Raw genomic sequence first — 2,495 nt, forward strand, 5'->3', positions numbered from 1 at the left:
CGCGGCTGTTCGGCTCCCCGCCCGGCTACGTCGGGTACGAGGAGGGCGGCCAGCTGACGGAGAAGGTGCGCCGCAAGCCGTTCTCGGTCGTCCTGTTCGACGAGATCGAGAAGGCCCACCAGGACATCTTCAACTCGCTGCTGCAGATCCTGGAGGACGGCCGCCTCACCGACGCGCAGGGCCGCGTCGTGGACTTCAAGAACACCGTCATCATCATGACGACGAACCTGGGGTCCAAGGACATCTCCAAGGGCGTCTCGATGGGCTTCGCCCGCCAGAACGACGAGCAGGGCTCGTACGAGCGGATGAAGGCGAAGGTGTCGGAGGAGCTCAAGCAGCACTTCCGCCCCGAGTTCCTGAACCGCGTCGACGACACGGTGGTGTTCCACCAGCTCACCCCGAAGGAGATCATCCAGATCGTCGACCTGATGATCGCCAAGGTGGACGAGCGGCTCCGCGACCGCGACATGGGCATCGAGCTGCGGCAGGAGGCCAAGGACCTGCTCGCGATCCGGGGCTACGACCCGGTTCTCGGCGCCCGGCCGCTGCGCCGCACGATCCAGCGGGAGATCGAGGACAGCCTGTCCGAGAAGATCCTCTACAACGAGCTGAAGCCCGGCCAGATCGTGATCGTGGGCACCGAGGGCTTCGACCCCGAGAACAAGGACACGGCGGAGAACGCCAAGTTCACGTTCAAGGGCGTGCCGAAGCCGACCGGCGTCCCGGACAGCCCGCCGCCCATCGAGGGCGCGGTCAACTTCAACAAGGACTGACGTCCGTGGAAGGGCCCGCGGCCGGACTCCCGTCCGGCCGCGGGCCCTTCCGCATTCGACGCGGAGGCGCCGATGTGAGCCGACCTCCCCGCGCGAACCTCTCCGTCCCGCACAGGACGCCCCCGACCCGTTCACGCTCGCCGGCTTCTACCGGAGCTTTCCGGGCTGGACGGTCGTCCGGCAGCACTCCGACTTTGTGAAGCTGCGCCCACCGGGCCAGCACCCAGGACGGCGCTGATCCGGGGGAGGCCGTTTCCCCCGGATCAGCGCTCACTCAGGCCGCGGCCAGGCTGAACCGCTGCTTGTCGGGATCGATCGCGAGGATCTTGACCGACACGCGGGTGCCGACAGGCCAGGACTGCTGATGCGCGAGCCCGGTGATGCCTTCGGATTCGACGAACGAACCGAACGGCGCCTGGGCGGTCACCACGCCCTCGATGACGTCGCCGACCCGGTGACGTGCGAGGAAGTCCTGCCAGTTCATGAGTGTCACCTCCTTCCGTTGCGAGTGGCCGTGCACGTACTCGCAACGGGGGCGGGCCTCGGGCCCGCGCGGTGATCACGCAGTCGCCGGGTGACCCTTCTGTGCGCGGCTTGGCGCCGACCCGGCAGTCATGCGTCGAGGATACCCGCCCAGGTTTGGCGATCTCCACCCCGAAGCCCGCCAAGCGCCGATGTCGGTGCCGCAGCACCCCGGCCGGCGGCACCGGGACGACGATCAGCGCCGCAACCGGCATCCCCGAGTCGAAGCGGGCAGGGCACCGGGGTTTTCCACAGAACGCCGTTCCACTTCTCTCGGCCTCCCCCGTCCCCGAGGATTCAGCTGAACGCCGGGGATGTCGGAGGCGAGGAATAGTGTTCGAACATGCGATCGAGTGTGGTCGGTGCGGCGGCAGAGTTCCATCGGCGTCCGGCGCGTGGGCCGGCGAGCGAGGCGCGCATCGCTCAGGCGTTCCGGCGGGACGTACGGGCCCGTGCGCCGGAGCAGCTCCCCATCTTCCGGTCGCGGCTGCAGGGCGAACTGCTGGCCCGCCTCCTGCTGGGGCCGGGCCGGGAAGCGTCGATGCTCGATCTCGCGGTGATGCTCCGCACCGATCTGGCCTCGGTGATGCGGGAGGTCGAGCGGCTGTCGCGGGCCGGCGTCCTCGCGCCGCGCCGCACGCTCGCCGGCCGCCTGGTCTCCCGCGACGAGCGGAGCCCCTTGTACGAGCCGCTGGCCCGCCTGGTCATGCTGACGTTCGGGCCGGCCGCCGTCGTCGCCGAGGAGTTCGGTCGCCTCCCGTCCGTCCGCGAGGTGCACCTGTTCGGCCCCTGGGCGGCGCGCTACGCCGGCGTCCCCGGCGACTGGCCGCGCGATGTCGAGATACTGGTGATCGGCGGCCTCCGCGCAGATGCGGCGTTCGACGCGTCCCAGGAGGCCGCGGCGCGGCTCGGCCTTCCCGTGCACCCGCTAGTGCGCACGTGGGCTCAGTGGCAGGACGACACTGACCCGTTTCTCCGCGAGATCCGCGCCGACCATCTGCACACGGTCATCGCCTCGACCCGCCCCGGCTGACGTCGAGGCACCGTCACTCGGGTGGTGTTGGACGGTCTCGGAGGGTGGGGTGCGCGGGCAGGGTCAGCCATGTGGCGATCTCGCGGTGTAGGCGGGTCTTGGTTTCGGGGGTGGCGAAGGACGCGGTCACGGTGTCGCGGGCCAGTTCGGCGACGGTGCGGTCGTCG

3 protein-coding genes are annotated in these 2,495 nt (G+C 69.9%); 2 read left to right on the forward strand and 1 reads right to left on the reverse strand.

The genetic code is table 11. The features are described from left to right. The coding region (locus ACIWVC_RS34485) for an AAA family ATPase (RefSeq protein ID WP_396455207.1) at window positions 1–773 on the forward strand (773 nt) is incomplete at its 5' end. Between the two features lie 274 nt (window positions 774–1,047). On the opposite strand, the gene ACIWVC_RS34490 is transcribed toward ACIWVC_RS34485, so the two are convergent. Further along, window positions 1,048–1,257, reverse strand: a complete 210-nt coding sequence (locus ACIWVC_RS34490) for a S1 RNA-binding domain-containing protein (protein ID WP_396452420.1) — start codon at window positions 1,255–1,257, stop codon at window positions 1,048–1,050. A 381-nt stretch (window positions 1,258–1,638) separates the two neighbouring features. Here ACIWVC_RS34490 and ACIWVC_RS34495 point away from each other — a divergent pair, with 381 nt between their 5' ends. Continuing rightward, window positions 1,639–2,328, forward strand: a complete 690-nt coding sequence (locus ACIWVC_RS34495; RefSeq protein ID WP_396455208.1) for a hypothetical protein — start codon at window positions 1,639–1,641, stop codon at window positions 2,326–2,328. Window positions 2,329–2,495: the final 167 nt, after the last annotated feature.

Source organism: Actinomadura sp. (assembly GCF_044508335.1).
Classification (GTDB): Bacteria; Actinomycetota; Actinomycetes; order Streptosporangiales; family Streptosporangiaceae; genus Spirillospora.

Excerpts from the sequence above, each read along its gene's own strand:
- ACIWVC_RS34490 (WP_396452420.1), bottom strand. The coding sequence starts at position 1,257 with ATGAACTGGCAGGACTTCCTCGCACGTCACCGGGTCGGCGACGTCATC.
- ACIWVC_RS34495 (WP_396455208.1), top strand. The coding sequence starts at position 1,639 with ATGCGATCGAGTGTGGTCGGTGCGGCGGCAGAGTTCCATCGGCGTCCG.